Below are 25,025 nucleotides of genomic sequence, written 5' to 3'. Positions count from 1 at the left end.
GATGCAGGGGCTCGTTTCATGTGGTGCGGCACCAAGCGAGGGTGGCGCATTCTGTCACGATCCGCTGCGCCTCAGCTTCGCGTGTAAACGAACACCCGTGCCGGCGGCAGGTTGCGCCAGGCCAGGCCGACCGACGTACTGCGCAGACCCAGTTGCTGACGCACCTCATCATTGAGCGGACTGGTCAAGCCGTAGGTGTACTGGATGAACACTCCGCCGGCGCGCAACACCTTGAAGGCTGCGTCCAGGATGTCGTGTTGCAGTTCCTTCGGCATCGACAGCAGGCCGAGGCTGCTCAATACGGCATCAACCTCGCCACAGACGAACGCCCCGCTCCTGTCAACCAGTTCCGGCAGATGACGCGCGTCGCCGTGCGCAAGATGCAACTGCGGAAACCGCCGCGCCAACAACTCGTGCAGTACCGGATTCATCTCCACGGCCAACAGCTGCTGCTGCGGAATGCCATGTCGAACCACGGCGTCCGTGATGGCCCCGGTACCAGCACCGAGCTCCACGATATGCCGGACCCCGGATGGCAATGCCGCCGCCATCAAGGCACCCAGCTGCCGCCCGGACGGGGCCACCGAAGCCATGCTGCGCGGATTCTTCAACCACTGCCGGAAAAACGTCAACCACCGCATCCGCGCCGGCATGGCCATATGCTGATCGGTATTACTCACAATCTTGATGTCTCCCGAATCTTTCCCGGAGCGGGCTTCCAGCTTGTCCGGATGTCGTGGTCTCATGCACCGGCGCGTCGTGTCGTTGATTGAAGGCCGGCCCGTACGGGTGTAACCGCATGGTAACATCTTGCGGCGATCCAGATCGAAACAGGGACGACGTATTCCATGAAACAGGCTCTCGTGCGCTCCGTGCTGGGCGCATTCATATTCCTTTGCGCGTGCGCTTTCGTAACTTTCTGCTACCTGCAGACTGGCTGGCTCGAACCCGAGCTGCAGCAGCGTTTTTTCATACTGACGCTGATGGCCTGCACCGTAGGCATCCTGCTGTTCGCTTCGGGTCGTCCGACGTTTGCCCTGGTCATGGGCGGCTTCCTGTTTTTCGCGCTCAAGTTCATCGCGGTGATGAAGCTGCGCTATCTGGAATCGCCGTTGATGCTGGCGGATTTCACGTATTTCGCGCGCACCAGCCTGGTCGAGACGCTTGAGCACTATCCGCATTTCCGACGTCTTGCACTGGCGCTATGCGTCTTCGTGCCGTTGCTGGTTGGGCTGATCTGGTATCTGAGCCGCAATATTTTCACGCGCCTGCGGTTGCTGCCGGCCGCCGGCATACGTCTGGCGGGTGCCGCCATCTGCGCACTGCTGTTCGGCAGTTGTCTGCTGCCGTCCGGCCCGTTCGCCTCGCTCTACCACGACGGGTTGTGGGACAAGCTGAAGGGCAATGCCCAGCTGACGGATTTCTTCATCAACATCCATGACTCGCGGCCGCATCTGCCACCGCTGGCCAGCGCCGTACTGGCGGAGCAGAACTGGGCACTTACTGCTACGGGTATGCCGGCTACGCATACGCCTTATCCAGACATTGTCCAGGTGCTGGAGGAGAGCACTTTCGATCCGGCACACTTCACCGGCTGCACCATTGCGCAATGCCGCGTCAGGATGTTCCAGCCCGATGCCGACACGCGCGCACATGGCATGCTGCGCACGCATACCTTCGGCGGTGGTACCTGGGTCAGCGAATTTACTGCGCTGACCGGCATGCCGCAGGACATTTTCGGTCAGGCCGGCATGTACGCGCCCTATGTGCTCGCCCCGCGCATCCACGATTCACTGCCGATGCTGCTGCATCGGCTGGGCTACCTCACTGTTGCGATCTATCCGGCCGGCGGCAATTTCATCAATGCCCGCAACGCCTACCGCGAATACGGCTTCGACCAGTTCTACGACATCAACGATCTGGGCTTGACGATGTGGCATACCACCGATGCCCAGATGTTCGCGGCAGCCAAGCGCGTCTACGACAAGATCAAGAAACCGGGCCAGCCGGTGTTCTTCATGATCCTCACGCTGGAGCAGCACGGCCCGCACGACGACAAGCCGCTCGCCTCGTTGCCGGCTCCGTTCAACCAGGGCCTGCTGCCCGCATTGCCGGCCAAGCAGGAGCTCAACCTGAGCACATACCTGTCCCGTCTGCAGTCCTCGGACGAAGGCATGACCCAACTCGAGAACGATTTTCTCAAGCGTTCCGAACCCACCGTGATCGTCCACTTCGGCGACCACCTGCCGTCGTTCAGCGATGCGATCGTGAAGATGCCGCAGACGCTCCCCGCCGAGCTGCAACGGTACAAGAACAACCTTACCTACTACATGATCAAGAGCAATTTCGATGCCCCCGAACTGCCCGCGTATCCGATGCTGGATATCGCCTACCTGCCCAGCAGAGTGCTGCGGACGGCCGGTCTGCCGGAAGACTCCTATTTCTCGGCACTGACCACAATGGAAACGCGCTGCCACGGTCTGTACGTGGACTGTCCGGACAAACCCATGCTGGAGTCCTACTACACCTGGATCTTCGATCGGCTGCACGTTTACCAATAAGGCATCCCATTCACTCTTACGCATTTGCTACAACGGGACCGACTCATGCACAAGTTCGCTGTTTCCATTCTTTGTGTCGCCGCATTGGGCGGCTGCAGCTCCCAAGATGCCAAGTTCAGCACGTCGCCGGCGGCGTTGGAGGATTGTGGTGCCGCCACATTATCCAGCGCGGTAGTGGTCAACTGGGATGCCAGCCGCACGAAAGAGAAAGGCGTCAAGATCTGGGTGAGCAACGCGCAAAAGCCCAGCCGCTCTGGCATCTGGGGCGCAGACCAGAACGGGACCCTGTGGATGGGCGGTGGCCTGGTCGGATCGGCGACCACGGGGCAGTGGATGCGCCCCGGCACGAATCTGACTCTGACCGACGATTCCGGCGACGACACCCTGGCAAAAATCACCATCCCCAGCCTGCCATGCAAGAAATCAGCCGGTTGAATGATGACCGAAACACTTTGATCGCATGCCTGTGATCGGGAAATGACTCACCACGATTTACCCGAAGATCCTTTGGACCATCCGGCCCGTATCCAGCCATGCCCAGGGTTCCCTACGATTCCATTGGCCCGACTAAGTTCTGCCAGAGGCAACCAACCCATGATGTGCAAGTCTGTTCTCATTGCTCTCGGCACCGTGGCACTGGCTGCGTGTCACGGCGGCACCCAACTCAGCGCCACGCCCTCCGCGCTCAGTAGCTGTCCGGAAAGCGCGAACGGCAGTGTAGTGACTGTCCAATGGAATGCCTCGAAAGACGTCAAGGATGGGACGGTGAAGTTGTGGGTACGCAGCCCCAATGGTGACGATGCCGAGCCGACAATGTGGGCCGCGCAGCTCCCGGAGGGCTCCCTCGCCACGGGCAAATGGGCGGTACCCGGCATGCAGATCTCGTTGACCGATGCAAATGGCGCCCACACCCTGGCGCAAATCCGCATCGGGCGCACTCCCTGCAAGCACTAGACGAGCGTCAACGCTCTGATTTGCCTGCATCGGCTACGTTGCCGGCGTTCCGCCAATGGATACACCGGCCCGTCAATACAGTTCGGATTCCTGCGCAATCAAGCCCAACAGGCGCGTCTTTTACTGCGGTACGCCGCATGCATCTCGGTGCGGCGTGCCCTGCGCCCGGTGTGCGACCTCTTCTACTGTGGCACCCACCAGCAGCCCCGATCTGCCGCATCATCGAGATCGCAGTTGGCGGCCTATCCCATTCCATTAGGCGCCCGTGTTCACTTGTCCAGGACAAACAGCGCCGCCATTCGCCATTTCCCCGGTCATTGAAACCTTGCTCTCCGAACACCGCGCGTCGCTGCAGAGTGCGCACCTGCAATGCTCATGATAAGCCGCGGCTCAATTGCATCTCCCCGCCACATCCAGCTTGTGCTGGCAGCCCACCTCCAACTGCGCTGCGTTGAACTGCACCTGGCCATACTCGGCGCCATGCTGATAGTGATCCTTCGCCCAGACTTGCCGAACCACTGAATCCAGCGCCAGATAACCGTCCTCGGGCAACCCTATTGTGTCAAACAGCAGTGCAGGCAGTTCGTAGGAACTGAGGTCAACTTTGCGCTGAAGCAGCGGCCGATTGGACACCAGCATGTATCGAGTGTGCTCTTGGATCTCCGGACCATTGTCGTCGAAGTTCAAATCCGCAAACGCATGTGGAAGTGCCGGCAAATGATCACCGTAGAACAGCAGCACAGTCCAGCGTGGCCGTGCCAGCAAGCGTTTCGCGAAATCGCCCAGCGCCTGGTCGCCATTGACCAAGTGGGACAGGTAATACGTCATCTCCTCGGTGCCTGCTGCCGACAGGCCGCGCGGCAGCGAGTGGCCACCCAGCACGTTGGCCAGCGTGCCCGCATCGGAATCCCACGGGCCGTGGTTCTCCATCGTGATCACCATCGCGTATTGCGGACCGTGTTGGGCATCATCGAGATGCGCCAGTACGAAGTCGAATAGCGCATGGTCAGAGACATACTCGCCGGCGCGCTCGGCATCGGCAAAGGACTTCAGGTAATAGGTATGCTGGAATCCGAGTTCGGGCATGACCTTCTGGCGATTCCAGAAGCTGCTGTGAAACGGATGGAACAACGTAGCCGAGTAGCCGAGGGCCTCCAGCCGATGCGGCACGCTCGGCATCCACGCGCCGGCCAGCCCGTAATACGGATAAACGATGGAAGGGAACGCCTGGATCGGATAGCCGGTCAGCGTCTCGAACTCCGTGCGTATGGTGCCGCCGCCGTAGGTCGGCGTGGTCAGGCTGCCAGTGATACCGGTGGCGGCCAGCCGTTCGAAATTCGGCACGAACTCACCGAAGTCGACCCCTTTCAACACACCGGGGTCGAAGAAGGCCTCGCTCTGCACCACCACAATATCCGGCAATTCGGTCGGCGGCTGACGCGCCATGCGCGCCTTCAGATCCTCGGCGTGGCTCGAAGCGAAATCGTCGATGAGCGACTGGTCGGCCTTGGGTATCACGGTTTGCGCCTCCTGCGACATCCGCACCAGTGCTGCCATGAAACCGACCTGCTCCACGCTGTCAAACGGAGTCCACAGCTGGAAGCCGGGGAGCGCCTCATCCGCGTAAGCGTCTCGCCAGACACTGTTACCCCGATACAAGGTAATGATGGCCGTCAGCGACAACACCACCCATGCCATGCGACCCATCCAGTGCGGTCGCCGCCAGCGGCGCTCCATGCGCCAGACCGCCCACAACACCGCCACAAACACAAACAGAGCCAGCAGCAGGACGAAGCGATGCCGGGTGTAGTTCTCGAAGAAGCCCATGTTGTGCAGCACCTGATGCCAGAGCACCAGATCGCCCGGCATCAGGGGTTCGTTTAGATTGATCTCCTTGATCGCATTTATCGCGAACACGATCCATGCGAGAACGCCACCCAGAATGAGCGTCAGCAGTAAGCGTCCGCTCAACCCATAGATAAGCAGGATGACCAGAAACACCGGTAGCGCATTACGCCAGAGCAGCGCCGCGTCGAACGACCCGTACAGAGCCGGATCCATCCACCACACCAGCACGACGCTCGTCAGCACCATGGTGAAGATGGCGAAGATCGCCACCGCGATATCGCGGCCCCACGGTTGTATTGTCATCCGTCCCCCATCCCACAACTTCCAATTCCGTAGAAACGCACATCCGGCGTTTGGATAACTCAAATCGTATCAGTTTCGACCAGTTCTACGACATCAACGATCTGGGCTTGACGATGTGGCATACCACCGATGCCCAGATGTTCGCGGCAGCCAAGCGCGTCTACGACAAGATCAAGAAACCGGGCCAGCCGGTGTTCTTCATGATCCTCACGCTGGAGCAGCACGGCCCGCACGACGACAAGCCGCTCGCCTCGTTGCCGGCTCCGTTCAACCAGGGCCTGCTGCCCGCATTGCCGGCCAAGCAGGAGCTCAACCTGAGCACATACCTGTCCCGTCTGCAGTCCTCGGACGAAGGCATGACCCAACTCGAGAACGATTTTCTCAAGCGTTCCGAACCCACCGTGATCGTCCACTTCGGCGACCACCTGCCGTCGTTCAGCGATGCGATCGTGAAGATGCCGCAGACGCTCCCCGCCGAGCTGCAACGGCACAAGAACAACCCTACCTGCTACATGATCAAAACCGATGACGCGCTGGCTGAAATCACCGGCAACAGTCTGGCGTGCAGGAAACGACGAGATGAGCCGTCTAAATAATGGCGCTACCGTTCACAAGCCCGAATCGACCCCTGTCACCTGCTAGTGCGGACCATGCGTTTCCGCCAGCAGGCCAAGCAGCCCGGCCCGCTTGCTGCGATACACCGCGTGCATCTCGGTGCCGCGCCCGCCTTGCGCCCAGTGCATCGCCTCTTCTGTCGCAGCCCGCATCAGAAGTTCCCGATCGGCGCGATCATTCAGGTCGAAGTTCGCCGCGTACGCGACGTCAGCCAGGCGCCAGAGAAAGGCATTGCGTACATAGCAGTTGACCGGAAGGAAATGCCGCTCGAGTTGTCCGATGATGTCCTGGCTGCGGATGCCTTCAAAACAGCCCGCCGAGAAATCCGTATCCGGAATCTCGGCATCCACCCTGCCCGTATTGTGATTCGTGCGTTTGCTCGCCGGCCACGCAGCGAAGATCCTGTTTGCGATCTCCCATGCTTCCGGCCATAGACGATTGCCGTTACGGCCCACCTGCTCGCCGATCAACCAGAACTCGCCGCCGGGCGAAAGAATCTCGGCGATCGCGGCCAGGACACGCTCCAGCTCCACCAGATGATGCAGGCCTGAAGTGATGTTCACCACATCGAACTTGCCCAGTTGTGGGCCAATGTCGTTGGCATCTCCCAGCACACGATCCACCGTCACCATCGTGGGCATATGCATCACCGCCTGATCGAGCAGACCGGCGTTGACATCGACGATACACAACTCCACCGGTACCCCGGCCGCCTCCAGAATGCTGCCTTCAATGGCCGCCTCGCCGGCACATAGCGCAAGCATGCGCAAAGGCCGATCCGGATGTTGCGCGGACAAGGCGCGCAGTCGCCCTGGAAAATCCGGTGCCTGTGCCGGAATGACCATGGCCAGCATCCGATTGGCATAGGCAAAGGCGTTTTCGCCAGCCAACGGCTCTACACACCGCAAATGGTCATGCAAAGCCGCGCGCAGACTCGCTTCGACAACACCCTGATCGACTGAGCGCGATGGCATCGCGCGTCGCGGGCTGCTGTCATCGACGCTGGCACGACGGTTGGTATGCCGATCACTGTAAAAATCGTTCGAATACACCTGACTGAAGTGCGCAATTTCGTTCTGCAGGCGCCATGCATGGTGGGTCCGGGCACGCAGCAGGTCGAATTCATCACGCGCGCACACCACCAACCCGAGCAGTCCCAGCCAATCCGCAGACGGCTGCCCCAGCGGGCCGGCACCGCAACGAACCTCGATGCGCAGCTGACAACCCAGCGGTACCGGCAGATCGATCGACAACTCGCGCAGACTGGCCGCCGTCTGCGTATTGTCCAGTCGATGGGACAGCAGCCGCTGTGCCTCCCCGCCATCGCATGCGCACCACACTTCCACATCAAGTCCGTCGTCGCTGATCTGTGGTACGCCGCGCAGGCAGCGCATCCACAGGATCGGTTCGCGCGGTGCAGTCAAGGCAGGGAGTTGCAGGCATTCGCCGGCCTGCATGACCAGTCCACGCTCGCGTTGAGGTATGTGCGGAAACTCAATCCAGCGATCAGCCATCGGTGCCTGCTGGTCAGCGAATGCCTTGAAATCCGCCTGCGGACCGTGAATGGATCGCCGCAGACGGGCATGCGCCACGCGCGCGAAGCGCCAACGCCCGGCGAACCTCGCAACAGCATCAGGGCGAGGTCCCTCCATCGGTTTCATCGAAACTATTCGCAGATCCGCTACACCTTCGTCCAGCACAAATGACGTAACCATCCTGAATCCTCGTTCGACAGCAGCAGTGATTCTGCGGTCAATCATTGCACGACCCGATGAACGTCAAGCACCGTCCCGTTGTCCGATGCGAGTGGATCATGCGTCGCCTCAACCACCCTCAGACGCCGATTTCGGTGCACGCTGGCCGCCCGGATTCCCATCGCCGCATTTCCCCGCTGCATCCAGTTTGTGGCGACAAGCCACTTCCAGCTGTGCGGCATTGAACTGGATCTGGCCATACTCCGACCCATGCTGGTAGTCGTCTTGCGCCCAGACGTGCCGAATGGTGGACGCCAGTGCGAGATAACCATCCTCGGGCAATCCCACCGTATCGAACAGCAAGCCCGGAAGGTCGTAGGCGTTGAGGTCGAGCTTTCGCGAATTGAGCGGCCGGTTGGACAGCAGCATATAGCGGGTGTGCTCTTCGATATCCGGGCGACCATCATCGAAACCCAGATCGGTGAACGCGTGCGGAAGCGCCGGCAGATGGTCACCGTAGAACACCAGTATCGTCCAGCGCGGCCGCGCCAGCAGCCGTTTGGCGAAATCGCCGAGTGCCTGATCGCCATTGACCAGATGGGCGAGGTAATACGTCATTTCCTCCGTACCCTTTGCCGACAGGCCATGCGGCAATGGACGTCCATTCAACAGGCTGGTCAGAGCACCGGCATCGAAATCCCACGGCCCATGATTTTCCATCGTGATTGCCATGGCGTACTGCGGGCTGGTCGCGGCCTCGTCGAGATGCGCCAGCACGAAATCGAACAAAGCGCGATCCGATATGAATTCACCGGCACGCGCCGCATCACCAAATTGCTTTAAGTAATAAGTGTGCTGAAACCCCAGCGCAGGCATCGTCTCTCGACGATTCCAGAAACTGCCACGGTACGGGTGAAACAGCGTGGTCGAGTAACCAAAGGCTTCAAGCCGATGCGGAACGCTTGGCATCCACTGGCTAGCCAGTCCGTAATACGGGTATGCGATGGCGGGAAACGCCTGCATCGGGTAACCGGTCAGCGTCTCGAACTCCGTGCGGATCGTGCCACCGCCGTAGGTTGGCGTGGTCAGGCTTCCGGTGATGCCTGTCGCGGCAAGGTGCTCGAAATTCGGCACAAACTCTCCGAAATCGATACCGTTCAAGACACCCGGATCGAAGAAGGCCTCGCTCTGCACCACCACGATATCGGGAAGCTCTGTGGGAGGCTTGCGTGTCATGCGAGCACTCAGATCGTCAGCGTGACTCTGGGCGAAGCGGGCAACGAGCATCTGGTCGCCCCGAGGAAGCCTTACCCGCGACTCCTGTGACATCCTGACGAATTCCGCCATGAAGCCGACCCGCTGCACGCTTGCGACCGAGTACCACAGCTGGAAACCAGGCAGCCCCTCGTCTGCGTACACTCTCTGCCAGGGACCATCGCCCCGATAGAGCGTGATGAGGGCTACCAGCGCCAATGACGCCCACAGTAAACGCGGCATCCAGCGAAGCCGCTGCGAATGGCGCTCCATGCGCCAGATCGCCCACAAAACTGCGGCAAACAGGAGCGCGGCGAATAGCAGAAGAACGAGTCGATGGCCGGTGTAATGCGCGAAAAACCCGATGTTGTGAATTACCTGATTCCCCAACAGCAGGTCACCCGGCAGCAGGGGCTGGCCCATGTTGAGCTGCTTGATCGCATTCACTTCAAATACAAGCCGAGTGATGCCACCGCCGATTACAAGGGAAAGCAGGACACGGCTGCTCAAACCGTAAATCATCAGGATGAGCAGGAACACCGGCAGCGCATTGCGCCAGAGCAATCCAGCATCAAACGATGCATGCAAGGCGGGGTCAAGCCACCACACCAGGACGACACTTGCCAGGAAAATGACAAGAACCGCTGCCGAGATGCCAATGCATGATCGCGTTGTCATTCAGTTCCTTACTCCGTGAAGCAGTCTTCAAGCTGGCAAGACCGCATGAAAATACCGTCCACGCTCAGGAGCGGATCCGTTACCGCAATCACCAACCATGTTGCGAGACACTGTCAGGGAACAGCCTGCGCCTTGTCCAAAACGGTGTCAGATGAGTCATTTGCCAACATGTCAATGATGGCGCGCTCCACACAGACATGGGTCATGCCCGACCACCATCACATCATGCCCGGATATCGTTCAGGTGAGACCGGTTAACCGAGTGCTTCGCGCAGCACAGCGACAATGCGTTGTGCCGCATGCCCATCGCCATAAGGCGAAACACCACGCGCCATCTCGTGATAGGCCTCTTCACTATCCAGCAATCGCGAAGCCTCCGCCACAATGCGGCCCTCGTCGGTACCGACCAGCCGTACCACACCCTCATCGACTGCTTCCGGGCGCTCGGTCTCCGTGCGCAATACCAGCACGGGTCTGCCAAGCGCAGGGGCCTCCTCCTGCACGCCACCCGAGTCGGTCAAAATCAGATAGGCGCGCTTCTGTGCCTCCACGAACGGTGCGTAATCCAGCGGATCACACAGACGGATGCGCGGATGGCCACCAAGCAATTCGTGCGCCGTGGACTGCACATTCGGATTCGGGTGCACCGGATAAACCACTTCGATATCCGCGTAGCGATCGACCAACTGACGGATCGCGCGACAGATCGCACGGAACGGCTCACCGAAATTTTCCCGACGATGCGCCGTGACCAGGACCAGCCGCTTGCTGGGATCCAGCGGAATATCCAGCGGCCAGTCGGTCGCAGCGACTTCGAGCAGCGCATCGATCACCGTATTGCCGGTGACGTGGATCGCGCTGGCGGCGATTCCCTCGCGCATCAGGTTCTGTCGCGAGCGTTCGGTCGGCACGAAATGCCACTTGGCCAGATGGCCCGCCACCAATCGGTTCATCTCCTCGGGGAACGGGTTATCCAGATCGTGCGTACGAAGACCGGCCTCGACGTGCCCGAACGGGATACGCCGATAGAACGCCACCAGTGCAGCGGTCATCACCGTGGTGGTATCGCCCTGGGCGAGCACCACGTCGGGTGAAAGCTCGGCGAACTTTTCATCCAGCGCCGTGATCAGCCGCGCGGTCAACTCAGGCAGCGCCTGATTGGCGCGCATGATGTCCAGATCCACATCCGGCCGAATATCGAACAGCGACAACACCTGATCCAGCAGTCCCCGGTGTTGCGCCGTGGCCAGCACGGTCACCCGCGCCCACGGCTCTCGCTTGAGCGCCTTGATCAGGGGCGCCATCTTGATGCCCTCAGGGCGGGTACCGACGATGCAGAGAATATGTTTCTGGTTCATGAAAATCCGGATGGAAGCCTACGACTTGTCTTTTTAAAGCATCACAGGATGCATTATTCGGTGCGGGCGCGATTGCTCAGCAACGCATGTACGGGATGCCGTGGTTCTGCCGCGACATCGAAATTCAGCCACGACAACAGCAGCTGGGTCCCAAGAATGATCGGCAGCGCAGCCAGCATGACCGTACCCGCCGTCGCTGGTGCGTGATCGACCAGCGAGGCCCACCAGCGACAGGCGCCAAATATGAGACCGAACAGCAGCAGCGGGAACCCTATCAAAAGTTCCATCGAGGCCGCAGAGAATCCGCGCAGGAAATAACTGTAAATCAATCTCCGGCTGAAATTCCGCAGATTGCCGCGCAAAAAGGGAGCAATCATCCGCATCGGCCGGAGACTTGACGACTCGTCGCCGTAAGACGCACTCATCGGCATTTCGGTGACAACCGCGCGCAGCTGATTGAGGTGATACAGCAGATCCGATTCGAAGAAATACCGTTTGGCAATGTGTTCGAACTGCAACTCGGAAAGCATCGCGCGATGAATCGCCGTGAAGCCATTGGTAGGATCGAACAGCTGCCAGTAACCGGAGGAAAGCTTGGTCAGGAATGACAGCGCACCATTCCCGATCAAGCGTACAGTCGGCATTCCCGATACATCCGAAACGCGATAGAAGCGGTTGCCCTTGACATAGTCTGCCCGCCCTCTGAGCAGGGGGCTTGCCAGCCTTGGAATCAGTGCCGGATCCATCTGACCGTCACCATCCAGTTTCACGACTGCCTCTGCCGGAAGATTGCAAGCAGCCGCGTAGCCGGTCATCACTGCCCCACCCACGCCAAGATTCTGCGAGTGCCGAATGATCGATACCCGCGGATCACGACACTGTTGCTCGACGATGTCCCCGCTATGTTCCGGGCAAGCATCATCGACGATGATGATCCAGCCGACCTCGGGGCCGATACGCTGGATTACTCCAAGAATCTGGGCACTTACGCGGAAACAAGGTATGACTACCGCGATGCGTGGATTCATGTTGGCGCTCATGCTCAGCGATACACCCAATGGCGGGAAACGAGAAAGCTCAGAATGGCAAGCACGCCCTCGACCAGCGGCTTGCCGAGCCATGCAATCTGCAGGCTGAGGCGGGTGGCCGCCTCCCCGACAAGAACGGTACTTATCAGCGTCATCACCAGCCACAGTGCAGCGAAGCGCGCAAAGCGCTTTCCGCCCAGCCGGGCCGAACCCTCCGATCCGAACGTGAACCGGCCATTCGCCACGAAACCCAGCAAAGCGCCCACGATTCTTCCCGCAACATTGGCAACCGGAGTTTGCACACCCGACGCGCTCAGGGCCACAAAAACTCCCCAGTCGACCAGTACCAGGCAACCCCCGATAAAAAGAAAGCTGATTCCCTGACGGACGATGCTCATCGCTTCGCCTTCCGCGCTTGGAGCCGCTGCTGATTCCAGGCTTTTACCCGGGTGACTATGTTGCTGCGCCACTGGAGGGCCAGATCCCGATCGTACGACAGGTCGGCGCCGAACCAGGCATTTGTCGCGGTCGATTGCAGGTGCAGATCCACAGGCGTGGCTGGACTGGCGGTGATCGTCATTCCTTCGAGTTTGCCGGCAATCGGCTGGTCCAGCGAAATCCCGGCCGTTCCCGCGGGGTTGCAATTTATCCACTCGGAGCGTTGCCAGGATGACTTGTCTTCCCTGGTCAGCTTCCAGCTGATGACAATGGGAACATCCTTCGCGACGCAGCCGAACGTCAAATCAGCATGCGCAATGGTTGACGTTGCCGGTGCCGCAGATGTGTCAAAGGTGATATTGACCCCATAGGGAGCTATAGGCACCACAGTTCCCGGCTTGCCTCGATGCAGTTCCCACAGCTCAATCTTGTCTTCGGTGCGGACCTTGACGCCCCCGGTCTTTTCAATGGCTGCGTCCAGCGCCTGCGTGTGCATGTCGGTCGCCAGGGTGATCAGGTCGGCGCCACTGCGATCGAAGACGGCCGCCCATTTTGCGCCACTGACATCCCCATTCGCCCCACTGGCTAGTGTGGACAATTCAAGATCGTACCAATTTGTCACGAAGGCATTACCCGCGAGTTCGGCAGCAAATGGGCTTCGATCATCGAGCATCAAGGTCCGCGCCTGTTCTCCATAGGCGACCCGGATAAATTTGGCCATCACACGTGTCGGCGCGTATTTGGCGATGACAGCCGACTGGCCGTCGGCCAGCAAATCCTGCAGTACGCCATTTCGCATTTGCCAATTTGCGTTGGCAGCGTACGCAAGGTCGACAAGCACCAGTGCCACCAGCAGCATCGGCACGGTGCGCGCACGCAGCCTTCTCCAATCGACAAGCGGCACACCACTGAGCATGACTGGCATCAACAATGCCATCGCCGGTTCCGCATAGCGCAAATACTGGATTTGGGTCAGCGGGAGAAGAAACGCCGCAGTCGCGACCAGCGCCATGGCTCGCGTGTCCCGACGGAAAAGTGCAATCAGCAAGCTTCCCAGCAAGGCAATCAATGCAAAACCGGCCACCCCATCGTTATAGCCACCCTCGATGTAATTCGTGGTGTGGAAGACGAGCTGCCAGAGAATGTTCCAGTGGAATCCCGTGTCCCAGTGCAGATCGTGAAAACTGACTGGCGGGTAATACACCGAGTGAAAGAAGTTGTTGAATATCGGCAGTACGGGATTGTTTGCCAGCAAATATGCGTAGAGATAACTTGAGCCGCCCACCAAAAACACCGTCAACACCGCTAGCGGCAAGGCACGCCACGGAAAGCGCCATCTCCATTGCCAGAGCAGCCACAATCCGAGCGGACCGGCGATCATCAGGTTGCTCACCTTCAACCCCAGCAACAAACCGAAAAGCAGGGCCAGCAACACAAGCAGCCGACGACTGGGTGCCAATGCTTGCTGGATCAGCAACGCCACACCCACAGCTATCGCGGCCGTTGCTCCCTCTGTCTGCATTCCGGTGAGCGTGTCAGCGGTCAAGGGCACACTTGCGTAGATGGCAACCGCAAACCAGCGCATCATGGAACTCAGGTTCAGCGCTCCGCCGAGACTCCACATGAGTGTTGCCGTGAGTACAAGCCACAATGTGTCAACCGCACCACGGGATTCAACTCCCGCGATGACTTGCACAATCCCCTGCAGGACATCGCCAGCCCACGCGGAAAGCGCCCATACGCGAGACCCGGCATCCATCCGGTAATAGCCCAATCCCTGCAGCTGGTAGGGCAGACCGAGGTGATAGGCCAGATCGTCATAGTGAATGGTGGGGACCCACGCGCAGGTCGAGACCACGCCCATCACCAGCACTGCCAACGCCGCAACTCGAGGTGCGCCTGCCACCGCATCCGACCAGGATTCCCTGAGCGGCCGCAACGCGTTGACTACTGCGCGGCGACGGAACACGACGATGAGCAGCAAAACCAGCACGTAAGCTGCATGGCCGTGAACCGGGAACGGCAACAGCCATCCAGTAACTCCACAAAGAACCGCAAGCCCGGCAAGAATTGAAAGCGGAAGTCGGGCATTCCGATCTTCCTCAACAAAACAGCTTCCTACAGCAATCGCCGCGATGGTGATCATCGCCACGGACAGTACGGCTGCAATACCCGCGAAATAAGTCAGTCCGAACAGCCAGACGATCGCTGCAGATGTTGCCAGCCGACATCTGAAGAGCCTGCTCGCGACAACCGCCAGCATCAGAGAAGCGATTCCCAGTCCCGCCAGCAGCAACGTAGGCGTCCATGTGATCTTGGCCCACATCGTGTTGACCATGAAACCGGCGATAAACAAAAGGAACCCGGCAATGAGCAGGATCCACGGTGCAGCACGAATAGTGGGAGGCACTGAAGCATTCATGGATGAATCAATCTGCCGCGTCAGGAGTAGGTGGCGAAATAGAGGGGCGTGTCATGTCATTCATCGAACCAAACGCCTAGCGGAGAGTTTGGGTACAAGCGGCGATGGTATCGGTTGCGTGGTACCCGACGGAGCCGAGCCTTGACGCAGAACCAGATGACCTGACTGCTCGATCAGGCACGTGCCGGACACATGTGCGCAAACATCGTCATCAGGCCCGGAAAGGCTGACCACATTGGCGGTGATGTCCGGGTTTCCATAGCGGATGCGCAGAAAGCTGCCATGTCCCCAGGAAAACGGATCGAAATAGGTCTTCGATACCGCGATGGTCAGCGGCACGGGTGGTGGCCTTCCCTGCATTAGCCGCACATAGTCGTTGTGAAGCCGCTCGCTGTATTCGCCCGTAGTCAAGTAAAAGTTGCGGGATGCTTTCCAGCCACCGGTGAAAAAAGGCCAGCCGATGATCAACCCGACAGTCAACCAAGTGATCACCGTGGCCACCCGGCAGCGCGGTGCGACAGCACAGAGCACAAAGGCCACAAAAAAGTGCGGCACATAGAGATAGAGTGCACTCTGCTGGTTGGGCATCAGCAACACCGCCGCCAGTAACGCGACTGCCGATACCATGGCTGCCAGCGTTTTGCGCGAGCTGCATCCCAGCAAAAGCATGGCTACCAGCAGGGCATAGGCAGCCAGACGCCAAGCGAAATCCTTGTCCGGCGCAGGCATATAAAACGCCATAGACAGATAGGAAATGGCATTTTCCAAAATCGTCGATAACGACAGGCTCATGCTGTAGATGCCGCTGCTCACGAACGGTTTCTGCAGACTGAACAACCTGAGATAGATCAGTCCGTACACCAGTGTAAGCAGCACGTGCGGCGCAAGACGGGAAAGGCGACGACGCAAATCCTTGCTCTCGATCAGCAGAAACTCCCAGCTAGCCAACACCACGACCAATGCCAGCGCAAACTCCTTGGTACGAATGGCGAGTACGTGCAGGCAGAAGGCGCCGACCAACCACAGCGGTGACCAGCACGATTCGCGGCTGGAATGCACATAGAACAACAGACACAGCAGGCACCAAGTGGCGCCGGCCAGATCAAAGATCGCCGCCACCCAATGCACTGCGATCAAAGTCGAATACCAGGAAGCGGCAAGCACAGCCGCCAGCAGAGCCCTGTTTCGGGGCAGATAATTTGCGGCGAGGAAAAAAAGCAGGATGCTGTTGAATATGTGCAGGAGCAACCAAAGCACGTTGTAGGGATGCGCGTTGAGCCCAAACCACTCGTACATCCACTTGATGAAGAACTCGCCTGCCGGACGATCGTTGTAGACCTTCTCCGGCACCAACCGGAACGTATCGATGTCAAAAGCCACGCGTTCGAGCCAGCCCCAGTCGTCCGCGTAGAAGAAATGATGGGCGGCGAGCGCCCATCCGCTCACGGCATACGCTGACACTGCGATAACTACGAGGCACGCCAGCCAAGGTAGCCGCGCGACTGCCCCTTGCGGGGCCAACGCCGCGCTGCCCCCGATGCATCGCGAGTTGTCGGCCCCATGCATCACGCAGCACCCTCCTGCAATACGCCTCGTCTCATCAAGAGGCATTCCGGCGATCGTTGACCAACGAACGGTAGTGGATGATCGCCCGGGCCAGGAGCCGCCCAGGCACACTCTTCAAGCTTAGGCACGGTTTCTCGATCAGATGCCAGGATATCGCAGCAAGAACCAAGGCCGGCATGAACGCAAACAATGCGTTGCCGATCGGAGGCAGCGAGGGAAAGTGATGAGCGATCACCTGTTGCATGGGAAAGCCCCACAGGTAGATGCCATAGGAATAGTCCCCGAAGCGGTTGAAGCCGTGCCACGGTATGCAATAGGCGAATGCAAACACGAAGGCGCTCAGCGCCAGCGCAAACGCATATGGGTATATGGCAGTTGGACGCAACAGATAAGCCGCCACGACCAACGCCGCCACATAAGGCCAGCCCACCGGTATTCGGTAACGATGGATGTAGCAGAACACACCGATGGCGAAATAGCCTGCCAAACGAAGGAACGACGGAACCGGCACCCAAAGCAGATGAGCCGGCTGGAATATGCCGCATGCAACCAACGCAAGCAGCAGCAAGGTGCATAGCCACTTCCGCGAGAGGACCCCGAGCACGCCCGCCAACCCCACCCACAAATACATGCGGACTTCAGCCGGCAATGTCCAGATGGAGCCATTGACGGTGGTCAGCACAGGGTTGTGGATAAACACGCCAGGCAGATCCCAAACCATGTTCGTCTGCAGTTTGAGGTTCTGCATGACGTAATGCACGACCTCATGGTTGCCGAAGTACGCGCTGGCGGAAAATTCCGTATAGATGGCGCCAAGCACGAAAGCCGAGATCAGCATGCAAAACAGGAAGGCCGGAAAAATGCGCAGCACGCGGGCCCAGATGAAATCACCCAGATGTCGACGCCGCAGATAGCTCCCGGTAATCATGAAACCACTGACCACAAAGAAAATATAAACAGCGATATCGCCGGAATAGACGCCCCAGCCCCAACGAGCAAGCACATCGCGCGTACCGATTATCGCGGCGCCATGACCGTAGATCACCATGCTTGCGGCGACGAATCGCAGCAACAAAAAGTTGTCACGACGACTTTCAAGACCATCGAAAAGCGTCTTGTATGAATTGACCTGGAGCGCCCGGACGGCAGGCGGCGCACCTGTCGAACCGCTGCTGATCTGCACCTTATTGTCCCCGATACTTATGCGGCACCCAGGCGCCCCACTTCGCCTCGTAAGTCACCTTGTTCTGCTCGAACAAGGCCTGCCGCGTTTCCTGCTTGAGCTTGTTGAACGATGCCGACAGGTTGTGGTGCACGAACACGTCATCGGCACAGGCGATAGCCCAACCGGCCTGGTCTACCCGGCGGCAGTAGTCATCGTCCTCGAAGAAACCGATGCCGAACGCTTCATCCAGCGGCCCCACTTTCTCGTAGACCGAGCGGCGCATCATCACGCAGAAGAAAGCGGCCGTGCGCAATGGCGTCAGCTGGCCCGCGTGACGGGTGGTGTAATCGGCTGCCGCGTGCAGCATGCCGTCCATGTCGTCATAACTGATGTCGATGCGAGCTTCGTTGCCGATATTGTTGGTCACCGGGCCGATCATGCCGAGCGTCCTCGTGTAACGAAGGTGCGCGACGAGTGAGGCAATCCAGCCCGGCGTGACGTGGGTGTCGTTGTTGAGCAGCACCAGGTACTCGCCGCTCGCTACGGCAAGACCCTGGTTGTTGGCGGCGGCGAAGCCGCGATTGTCCGGATTGAGGATGATCTGGCGGTCTTTCCCCGACGCAGCCCATGCCTGCAGATAAGCCGGCGTGTCGTCAGCCGATGCGTTGTCGACCACGATGACTTCGAGATTGGCGTAGTCACTGTAAAGCTCGAGACTGCGCAGACAGAGCTTGGTCAGATCCAGGTTGTTGTAGGTGACCACAATCACGCTGACCCGCGGCTCCGGCAGCGTGTCGACACCCTGCACCAGGTCGTGTACGCGATGCGCCCATGTCTGTTCGGCCGCGAACTGCTGCCTTCGTGCGATCACGGCGGGATCCGGCGTGGCCGCCAGCGCAGCGCCCACGGCATCCACGAATGAGGCATGGTCGGTGCCGGTGCGTACCAGTTCACCAAACTGGCGAATCTCCGGCAGCGCGATCGATACCACTTCCTTGCCTGCGCTCAAGTACTCGTAGACCTTGACCGGGTTGGTGGCCAGGGTCAGCGGAATGACCTGGAACGGGAGCAGGCAGACATCGAAACCGGCGAGATAGAACGGCAGCGTCGCATAAGGCACTTCGCCGGTGAACTCGACGTTGGCAAGATGCTGCAGGTGCTGCTTTGCGCCGGTGGTATCGGCGCCGATCATCAACACCAGACAGTCGGGGAATTGCCGTGCCACCTGCTCCAGCAGGTCGAGGTCGAACCATTCGGCAATCGCGCCGTAGTAGCCGATCACCCTGCGCCCTTGCGGGTCTTGGAAGATGCGCTCGGGATGCGTGGCAAAATGCTCGTACTGACAGGCGTTGCGAACCATCAGCAGTTGTCGATTGTGCTTTCCGGCTTCCTCATGGAGCCAATCCGAGGTCACCACCAGCAGATCGGCCGTGCGCATCAGGTCAAGCTCGCGCGCGAGCACGTCCGGGCTATTGTCGGCGAAACCGCCGTGGTGATCCATGCAGTCATAGGTCAGCCGCTGGTTGGGCAGAATGCGCGCGGCCTCCAGCCAGTACGGATGTTGCACCAGAGACAGGCATGCCCAGCTCCGTGTCCAGGCTAACAGCTGACCGATGCTTGCACGCAGCTGTTGCTGTGCATCGGGAGTGGGTATCGCGTGGTAGATCGCCGGACTGCCTTTCAGGTGCAGCTGGATCTGGAACAGACGCCCGCCGCCGTCCAGCGACTCGATCGCGAAGCCCGGTTCAGCGCGATCGATGAAATTATTGGAGATGTAGAACACCCGATGACCGGCAGCCGCCAGCTCGCGGGCGAGGTGTTGCGGACGCTGGATGCGGAAATGCCAGTCGATCACCGACCAGACGAAGACATCGCGCTTGCCATCCGCCTGCGGCGCCAGGTGGGTCCTGGGTTCAATCACAGGCATGACCTGGAGCGGATCAACTAACGACGCCGACGGTTCCGGGCTGGTCACATCATCGCGATGCAGCAGTCCGCGCAGCTTCGCGCGATCGGCGTCGCCCAGCCCGCCATGACGAAGCAGGCGCAATGCGAAACGCATGGGGCGCGTCCAGCGCCAGGATCGGCTGGACCTGATCAGATCGAGCTCATCGCGTACCTGCTCCAGCATGCGGATGCGCGCATTGCGCTTGGCGATCTCGCCCCGCGCCTCGATTTGCTGCACCTGCAGAGCCTCCACCACTTTTTCTGCCGCCAGCCTTGCAGCCTCGGTTTCCGCGGCGCGTTGCGTCACTCGTGTGAGCTCGGCATTGCTGGCAGCGGCAGTCATTGCGGCCATTTGCGCCACTCGGGCAAGCTCGGCATTGCTGGCAGCCGCCGTCACTTCGGCCACTTGCGTCACTCGGGCAAGCTCGGCATTGCTGGCAGCAGCAGTCAGTGCGGCCTCATGCGCTACTCGGGCAAGCTCGGTGCTATAGGTGGTAGCTGCGACGGCCGCCTGTTGCGTTACCTGATCAAGTTCACTCCTGGTGGCCTGCAAGGCACGTCCGCTCTGACCAAGGTCTTCTTCCACCTCATTCAATTTTCGTGCGGCTTGCGCCAACTCCGCCTGGTGCAGTCCGCGCTCATGAACCCATGTCGACGCCATCACATCGGTAACCAGATCCGCCGATGACGCAATCCGGATATCGTAGATTTCATTCGAGGGAATCGGCAGGTAGCCAGTGACCGCCAGCGACTCGCGATCAAGGACCCCGATCACCGCCGTGCTGAACTCACCCACTTCACCCGCTTTGAGGTTCCTGGATCGACTCAGGCCGACGTAGACGAATTTTTCTCCGACAGCGAGGCCGCGTGTATATCCGGGCAACATGACTTTCCGCTCAAGTCGGCAATGCCGGTCGTAGATGTGGACGGCGCGATCCTCGGAGCTGCACAGCCAAAGCTGGTCACCGACGACGACTAGCGAATGGGGTTGCGACAACCCGTCAATCAATAGCTTGCCGCTCCGCACGTCGACCACTCGGCCAGCCTGCCGGGTTTCGCCCTTGTAACCACGATGGGATGAAAACGTGCCAAACATCGAGGCAATGACCTGGCCGTCATGCAAGGCGATGCAATTCACATGCGCGCAATCGGGTTCTTCGCCAAAGCTCCAGCTTTCCTGTACCTGAAATGCCTCGTCCAGACGCACTACCTGGTTGGTCTCGGTGAACACCGCGTAGATGCCATCCTTGCCCACGAGGACGTCATGCAGATCGCGCGGCTCCTGCGCAATGGTCACGCTATTCAGGATGCCCTGGCGGATCTCCCGGAACGAACGACTGCCGTCCGCCTGCACGCACCAGACCATGCCGTCGTCGGTAAGCGCCAGCCCCGTCGTGTCCTCATAGGTCAGCGGCACCAGCAGATGCCGGTGCGCATACAGCAGGCCACCACCGTTCGGAGCGGAGATGAACAACGGATCGTGGATGTTCAGACTGGTACGCAATTTTGGATCCTTGTCAGCATTTTCCACAGATGAAACCAGGGCGAAGGAATGTCGCGGCTACCCGGCGTCGCCTGTCTTGGCCACAGTTTCAACATCGAACTTCACTTGCAGATTGGCGATGCCCTGAGCCGCACCGGTATCCCCCAGAACCGCCAGCACCATCACATCCGAACGGCGATCGATGGCGATGGTGTCCTGGCCGAATTCGTCGAACTGCGAAATACCGAACATCATCAGGTACTGCTTGGGGATGAGGTGCGTCTTGAACTTCCAGCGCACCACCACGACGTCGCCTTCGTCGTAGTGGAACGCCTCGCCGCTCTCCAGGAAGGTGTTCGTGCTGTAAACCAGCTCGCCTTCCGGCGTGCGGATCTGCATGCCGAATATGACCCGGCCAAGTGGCAGCTTGAATGCATATTTGACCAGGATCTCCGCCTGCTGTCCGGGTGACAGCATGGGCACGCCGGTCTGGCCCACCACGTGCAGATCGGCCACCAATGCCTTGCCATTGCCGACCCGGATCTCGTCGCGATTGTAGCCAGGGCGTTGTGACAGCACGTCATCGCTGCCCGAAGCGAGCAAGGCTTCGACCGCCTCGCCGGACGTCTCGCCGAGCACCTTGACCGCCGCCGCCTTGTCGGTCGAATCCGCCACATGCGCACCGAAGATCAGCTTCAGGTAATCGGAGATCGCGCCGCGAACCGGGCCATCGTAGATCTTGCTGCCGGCATTGATGACCACACCGCGGCTGCACATGCGCTCCACCGCGTCCGTGGAATGCGTGACCAGCAGCAAGGTGCTGCCCGCCTCCTGCAGTTCCTGGATGCGCCGATGGCATTTCCGCTGGAAGTACGCATCACCCACGGCAAGCGCCTCGTCCACCACCAGCACGTCGGGTTCGACCGCCACCGCCACTGCGAACGCCAGCCGCACGAACATGCCGCTGGAATAGGTTTTCACCGGCTGGTGCACGAAGTCGCCGATTTCGGCGAAGGCGAGGATCGAATCGAGTTTTGCATCCACCTGCGCGCGCCCCATGCCCAGCAGGCCCGCTTTCAGATAGACGTTTTCCAGACCGGTGAACTCCGGGTTGAAGCCGGCGCCCAGCTCGAGCAGGCCGGCTACCCGCGCATTCACCTCGATATCGCCGGTGGTCGGCTCGATCAGCCCGCAGACGATCTGCAGCAAAGTGGATTTTCCGGAACCGTTCTTGCCGATGATGCCGATGGTTTCGCCCGGCCAGACTTCGAGATCGAGATCGCGCAGCGCCCAGAATTCCCTGGCGTAACTCTTGCGTCCCATCATCTGCATCAGCCGGTGATGCGGTTGCGCATAACTGAGGTAGCGCTTGCCGATGCCGCGGGCACGGATCAGCGGCTTCGTGGCTGGCGAGTGGATGATCTCAGAGGACATCGATGAATCCTGCACGGGTACGCTGGAACCAGCCATAGGCCAGCCAGCAGGCGATCAACGCCAGGCCGGTATAGATGGCCAATGCCGACCAGTCGGGCCACTGGCCCGCAAGCAGCACCTTGCGCGCCTCGACAATCAGCAGCGTCAATGGATTGAAGCGCATCACCGCCTGTACTGACGACTTCATGCTCTCGAGCGGAAAGAACACCGGCGCGGTATACAGCAGCGCCAGCACGATCAGGCTGGTCATCTGCCCGACATCGCGCACGTAGACGCCCAGCGAGGCCAGCAGCCAGCCGGCGGCGGTCGATATCAGCACCAGCGGCAGCAGCACCACGGGGAACAGCAGGAACGTCGACGCGATATGGCCGGTGAATACCAGCGAGAACAGTGCGAGCACGATCAGACTCACCAGGGCGTGATACAACGCGGTGAGAGTGGAAACCCAGGGCAGGATTTCCAGCGGGAAGATCACCTTCGTCACGTAGTTCGCGTTGTCCGTCACCAGCTGGCTGCCGCGGGAAATCGACTCGGCAAACACGGTGTGCATGATCAGGCCCGCAAACAGCGCGGTCGCGTAGCCGCCCTTGCCGTCGCCCATGCCGCCCCAGCGCGCATGAAAGACCTCGGTGAAGAACAGCGTATAGATGCCGAGCATGAACAACGGGCTCATGAACGACCAGGCCAGGCCGAACAGCGAACCCTTGTAGCGACCGATCACATCCTTTCGCGTCAGCTGCAGGATCAGCTCCCGGTGTTTCCAGGTGCTGCGCGCCAGCGATATCGGCGATACCGAGTGTTTGAACATCAGGTGTTCCTGTGATCTTGCGAAAATCTGCAGCGGGCCGAAGCATGGAAAGCCGCCCGCGAAAGCGGCAGTACGGGCATCAGCCCAGCGCGTGGCTCAACTCGGCCTGCAGGTCGGCGATATCCTCCACGCCCACCGACAGCCGGATCAGCCCGTCACTGATGCCCAGCCGCTTGCGGTTGGCGGCCGGAACGGATGCATGGGTCATGATGGCGGGGTGCTCGATCAGGCTCTCGACACCGCCGAGTGATTCGGCCAGCGCGAACAGCTCGCAACGCTCGAGCATGCGCCGGGCCTTTTTCAGGCCGCCCTTCACCTCGATCGTGATGATGCCGCCAAAGCCGTCCATCTGGCGCTTCGCCAGCGCGTGCTGCGGATGGCTCTTGAGGCCCGGATAGATCACCCGCTCGACCGCCGGATGCTTCTCCAGCCACTTCGCCAGTTCCAGAGCGCTCTCGCAATGCGCCCTCATGCGCAGGTGCAGGGTCTTCAGCCCGCGCATCGCAAGGAAGGAGTCGAACGGACCGGCGACGGCGCCGACCGAGTTCTGCAGGAAGCCCATCTGCTCGGCGAGTTCCTGGCTGCCGGCGACCACGATGCCGCCAACCATGTCGGAATGACCATTGAGGTACTTGGTGGCCGAATGCAGCACCAGATCCGCGCCGAATTCCAGCGGGCGCTGCAGCATCGGCGAGCAGAACGTGTTGTCGACCACCAGGATCAGGCCATGCTTCTTGGCGAACGCGGCAACCTTGGCCAGATCGACCAGCTTCAGCATCGGATTGGTCGGTGTTTCGGCCCAGATCATCCGCGTGTTGGGCTTGAGCGCCGCCTTCATGGCGACGGTGTCATTCAGATCGATGAAGCTGAAATCCAGCCCGGCCGAACGCCGCCGCACCTTTTCGAACAGGCGATAGGTGCCGCCGTAGAGGTCGTCCATCGCGATGACATGGCTGCCCGAATCGAGCAGATCCAGCACCGTCGCCGCCGCCGCCAGACCGGAGGCAAACGCAAAGCCGGCCACGCCACCTTCCAGTTCCGCCACGCAGCGCTCGTACGCCATGCGGGTGGGGTTCTGTGTGCGTGAATACTCATAACCCTTGTGCTTGCCAGGACTCGCCTGCACGTAGGTCGAGGTAGCGTAGATCGGCGTCATGATCGCGCCGGTGCTGGGATCCGGATGCTGGCCGGCATGAATGGCCAGGGTTCCCATCCCATGTCGGCTACGCTTTGTGCCAGTTTTCATCGCTGTCCTCACAGCCCGCCGGGCGGGCTGCCTCGTGTTGTAAAGTCCGCCATCTTAGCTTCTATGCCACTCGTTGCCGAATGAGGGCAAAGTTCGCGTTCATGCAGAAATGGGCAAACTGCAGCCTTTGCATGGCCGAAAGGCAGCCGTGCGACCTCCAGGCGCTTGGTCGACGAGGCAAGAGCAGGCATCATTTGCTGTCTGTCCGGCGGCCAAGCCAGCC

At 60.0% G+C, this 25,025-nt stretch carries 18 protein-coding genes; 4 read left to right on the top strand and 14 right to left on the bottom strand.

Going from position 1 to position 25,025, the window contains the following annotated elements; genetic code table 11:
• Positions 1 to 71: 71 nt before the first annotated feature.
• A complete protein-coding gene (locus B0E48_RS18075) occupies positions 72 to 1,172 on the bottom strand; it encodes a methyltransferase domain-containing protein (protein WP_254423962.1) in 1,101 nt (366 codons plus the stop codon).
• Here B0E48_RS18075 and B0E48_RS12955 point away from each other — a divergent pair.
• The 3 genes from B0E48_RS12955 to B0E48_RS12945 all read left to right on the top strand — a co-directional run bounded on the left by B0E48_RS12955 (position 1,116) and on the right by B0E48_RS12945 (position 3,515).
• A complete protein-coding gene (locus tag B0E48_RS12955; protein ID WP_254423961.1) occupies positions 1,116 to 2,561 on the top strand; it encodes a sulfatase-like hydrolase/transferase in 1,446 nt (481 codons plus the stop codon). The two genes, B0E48_RS18075 and B0E48_RS12955, sit on opposite strands and share 57 nt — an antisense overlap.
• A gap of 45 nt (positions 2,562 to 2,606) precedes the next feature.
• Positions 2,607 to 2,996: a hypothetical protein gene (locus B0E48_RS12950; RefSeq protein ID WP_139350286.1), complete on the top strand. Its 390-nt coding sequence runs from the start codon at positions 2,607 to 2,609 to the stop codon at positions 2,994 to 2,996.
• Between the two features lie 159 nt (positions 2,997 to 3,155).
• Complete coding sequence (locus B0E48_RS12945) at positions 3,156 to 3,515, top strand: hypothetical protein (protein ID WP_077518563.1); 360 nt, start codon at positions 3,156 to 3,158, stop codon at positions 3,513 to 3,515.
• Between the two features lie 390 nt (positions 3,516 to 3,905).
• Here B0E48_RS12945 and B0E48_RS12940 read toward each other — a convergent pair whose 3' ends face one another.
• Positions 3,906 to 5,666 (bottom strand): sulfatase-like hydrolase/transferase, encoded by a 1,761-nt coding sequence (locus B0E48_RS12940; protein ID WP_077518562.1) that lies wholly within the window; start codon positions 5,664 to 5,666, stop codon positions 3,906 to 3,908.
• A 50-nt stretch (positions 5,667 to 5,716) separates the two neighbouring features.
• Here B0E48_RS12940 and B0E48_RS12935 point away from each other — a divergent pair, with 50 nt between their 5' ends.
• Positions 5,717 to 6,262 carry a sulfatase-like hydrolase/transferase gene (locus tag B0E48_RS12935; protein ID WP_077518561.1) on the top strand — a complete coding sequence of 182 codons (546 nt, stop codon included), beginning with the start codon at positions 5,717 to 5,719 and terminating at the stop codon, positions 6,260 to 6,262.
• A gap of 42 nt (positions 6,263 to 6,304) precedes the next feature.
• On the opposite strand, the gene B0E48_RS12930 is transcribed toward B0E48_RS12935, so the two are convergent.
• The 12 genes from B0E48_RS12930 to B0E48_RS12875 form a co-directional block, all read right to left on the bottom strand.
• Positions 6,305 to 7,795 carry a class I SAM-dependent methyltransferase gene (locus tag B0E48_RS12930; RefSeq protein WP_168170357.1) on the bottom strand — a complete coding sequence of 497 codons (1,491 nt, stop codon included), beginning with the start codon at positions 7,793 to 7,795 and terminating at the stop codon, positions 6,305 to 6,307.
• Positions 7,796 to 8,104: 309 nt separating this feature from the next.
• Positions 8,105 to 9,907, bottom strand: a complete 1,803-nt coding sequence (locus tag B0E48_RS12925; protein ID WP_077518559.1) for an LTA synthase family protein — start codon at positions 9,905 to 9,907, stop codon at positions 8,105 to 8,107.
• 254 nt (positions 9,908 to 10,161) lie between these two features.
• Positions 10,162 to 11,265, bottom strand: a complete 1,104-nt coding sequence (gene wecB / locus B0E48_RS12920; RefSeq protein ID WP_077518558.1) for a UDP-N-acetylglucosamine 2-epimerase (non-hydrolyzing) — start codon at positions 11,263 to 11,265, stop codon at positions 10,162 to 10,164.
• A 53-nt stretch (positions 11,266 to 11,318) separates the two neighbouring features.
• Positions 11,319 to 12,293 carry a glycosyltransferase family 2 protein gene (locus B0E48_RS12915; RefSeq protein WP_254423960.1) on the bottom strand — a complete coding sequence of 325 codons (975 nt, stop codon included), beginning with the start codon at positions 12,291 to 12,293 and terminating at the stop codon, positions 11,319 to 11,321.
• A gap of 14 nt (positions 12,294 to 12,307) precedes the next feature.
• Complete coding sequence (locus B0E48_RS12910; RefSeq protein WP_077518556.1) at positions 12,308 to 12,691, bottom strand: GtrA family protein; 384 nt, start codon at positions 12,689 to 12,691, stop codon at positions 12,308 to 12,310.
• Positions 12,688 to 15,153 carry a hypothetical protein gene (locus B0E48_RS12905; protein WP_139350285.1) on the bottom strand — a complete coding sequence of 822 codons (2,466 nt, stop codon included), beginning with the start codon at positions 15,151 to 15,153 and terminating at the stop codon, positions 12,688 to 12,690. The genes B0E48_RS12910 and B0E48_RS12905 overlap by 4 nt, the downstream gene beginning before the upstream one ends.
• Before the next feature lie 60 nt (positions 15,154 to 15,213).
• Positions 15,214 to 16,599 (bottom strand): hypothetical protein, encoded by a 1,386-nt coding sequence (locus B0E48_RS12900; RefSeq protein ID WP_139350284.1) that lies wholly within the window; start codon positions 16,597 to 16,599, stop codon positions 15,214 to 15,216.
• A 154-nt stretch (positions 16,600 to 16,753) separates the two neighbouring features.
• Positions 16,754 to 17,902, bottom strand: coding sequence for an acyltransferase (locus B0E48_RS12895; RefSeq protein ID WP_077518553.1), 1,149 nt, complete (start codon positions 17,900 to 17,902; stop codon positions 16,754 to 16,756).
• A gap of 1 nt (position 17,903) precedes the next feature.
• Positions 17,904 to 21,335: a glycosyltransferase gene (locus tag B0E48_RS12890; RefSeq protein ID WP_139350283.1), complete on the bottom strand. Its 3,432-nt coding sequence runs from the start codon at positions 21,333 to 21,335 to the stop codon at positions 17,904 to 17,906.
• A gap of 57 nt (positions 21,336 to 21,392) precedes the next feature.
• On the bottom strand, positions 21,393 to 22,748 hold the full coding sequence (locus tag B0E48_RS12885) for an ABC transporter ATP-binding protein (RefSeq protein WP_168170356.1): 1,356 nt from the start codon (positions 22,746 to 22,748) through the stop codon (positions 21,393 to 21,395).
• A complete protein-coding gene (locus tag B0E48_RS12880) occupies positions 22,738 to 23,556 on the bottom strand; it encodes an ABC transporter permease (RefSeq protein WP_077518550.1) in 819 nt (272 codons plus the stop codon). The genes B0E48_RS12885 and B0E48_RS12880 overlap by 11 nt, the downstream gene beginning before the upstream one ends.
• A 79-nt stretch (positions 23,557 to 23,635) precedes the next feature.
• A complete protein-coding gene (locus B0E48_RS12875; protein WP_077518549.1) occupies positions 23,636 to 24,802 on the bottom strand; it encodes a PLP-dependent aspartate aminotransferase family protein in 1,167 nt (388 codons plus the stop codon).
• Positions 24,803 to 25,025 lie beyond the last annotated feature (223 nt).

The organism is Rhodanobacter sp. C03 (genome assembly GCF_002001175.1).
In the GTDB taxonomy this organism is placed as follows: domain Bacteria; phylum Pseudomonadota; class Gammaproteobacteria; order Xanthomonadales; family Rhodanobacteraceae; genus Rhodanobacter.
This window is presented reverse-complemented; position numbering and strand designations above follow the sequence as displayed.

Coding starts and splice junctions, on each gene's coding strand:
- wecB (WP_077518558.1), bottom strand. CDS start 11,265: ATGAACCAGAAACATATTCTCTGCATCGTCGGTACCCGCCCTGAGGGC.
- B0E48_RS12950 (WP_139350286.1), top strand. CDS start 2,607: ATGCACAAGTTCGCTGTTTCCATTCTTTGTGTCGCCGCATTGGGCGGC.
- B0E48_RS12940 (WP_077518562.1), bottom strand. CDS start 5,666: ATGACAATACAACCGTGGGGCCGCGATATCGCGGTGGCGATCTTCGCC.
- B0E48_RS12915 (WP_254423960.1), bottom strand. CDS start 12,293: ATGAATCCACGCATCGCGGTAGTCATACCTTGTTTCCGCGTAAGTGCC.
- B0E48_RS12945 (WP_077518563.1), top strand. CDS start 3,156: ATGATGTGCAAGTCTGTTCTCATTGCTCTCGGCACCGTGGCACTGGCT.
- B0E48_RS12955 (WP_254423961.1), top strand. CDS start 1,116: ATGCTGGCGGATTTCACGTATTTCGCGCGCACCAGCCTGGTCGAGACG.
- B0E48_RS12875 (WP_077518549.1), bottom strand. CDS start 24,802: ATGAAAACTGGCACAAAGCGTAGCCGACATGGGATGGGAACCCTGGCC.
- B0E48_RS12880 (WP_077518550.1), bottom strand. CDS start 23,556: ATGTTCAAACACTCGGTATCGCCGATATCGCTGGCGCGCAGCACCTGG.
- B0E48_RS12885 (WP_168170356.1), bottom strand. CDS start 22,748: ATGTCCTCTGAGATCATCCACTCGCCAGCCACGAAGCCGCTGATCCGT.
- B0E48_RS12930 (WP_168170357.1), bottom strand. CDS start 7,795: ATGGCTGATCGCTGGATTGAGTTTCCGCACATACCTCAACGCGAGCGT.
- B0E48_RS12905 (WP_139350285.1), bottom strand. CDS start 15,153: ATGAATGCTTCAGTGCCTCCCACTATTCGTGCTGCACCGTGGATCCTG.
- B0E48_RS12910 (WP_077518556.1), bottom strand. CDS start 12,691: ATGAGCATCGTCCGTCAGGGAATCAGCTTTCTTTTTATCGGGGGTTGC.
- B0E48_RS12925 (WP_077518559.1), bottom strand. CDS start 9,907: ATGACAACGCGATCATGCATTGGCATCTCGGCAGCGGTTCTTGTCATT.